The following is an 849-nucleotide window of genomic DNA, read 5'->3' as shown; positions in this document are numbered from 1 at the left end:
GTATTAAACCAATTAGCTAGTGTTACCAGCTGTTCACATTTTCCCATCGTTTTTTGAAAATCTGCTAATAATGATATGTCCAAGTAATCACTTATCATCGTAATTTCTAAATTTTTATCCTTTAAATAATCTATTTCTCGTTCTGTCGTTTCACGCTCTTGCATATATAAATTTTGTGCATGGGTCCCCCACAACTCAATTCCTTCAAAACCGTTTTCATATGCAAATTGAACAATATCAGTAAATGAAATTAGTTGATGGCGAAATGAAATTGTACATAGCGAATATTTCATTGGTTTGAGCTCCCTTACCTTAAATTCAATGAACTTGTATTAGTTAAGACAGACTGATTTGTTTTCATATCTTTCCATGACAGAAACTGTCTCTCTAATTCATCCTTAATCTGCAGTTCAATTGTATTCATTTCATCAAGTTTTTCAATAATCGGTAATAACATATCTTTATTATTTGTCATTGCCATTTTAATAGCACGGTACTGTACATTTGTAAACCCTTGTACAATGTCTTCCACTCGATCACACCAATAATCAAATTCTTGCTCCGAATATTGTAACGTTTCACGGAAGTATGCAAAGGCATGTTCATAGCTATATTTACGTATTGCCAATACGGGTATTTGCTTTACTGCCGTTACGAGCCCGGAAAGTGAATACCCATCCTCTTCATTTACCATTTTTATTATTAATTCTTTTAATTCCATTGTTAGTTCATTATCATCTTTTTTGAATGTTTCCATGAAATAACTTTCTACCATCTCTTGTGTTGGCTCCTGAATTCCTTCTATATCAATGAAATAGCCTCCACCAAATGGGTTGTCTTTAACAGAAT

At 32.9% G+C, this 849-nt stretch carries 1 protein-coding gene and 1 pseudogene; both read right to left on the bottom strand.

Going from position 1 to position 849, the window contains the following annotated elements; translation table 11 throughout:
* A pseudogene (locus AC1DTM_RS29350) lies at positions 1 to 293 on the bottom strand (sugar phosphate isomerase/epimerase family protein); the annotation flags it as partial.
* A gap of 14 nt (positions 294 to 307) precedes the next feature.
* The coding region (locus tag AC1DTM_RS29345; RefSeq protein WP_477001579.1) for a DUF6005 family protein at positions 308 to 849 on the bottom strand (542 nt) is incomplete at its 5' end.

The sequence above is a fragment of the Bacillus sp. P4_D3 genome, from assembly GCF_056401855.1.
This window is presented reverse-complemented; position numbering and strand designations above follow the sequence as displayed.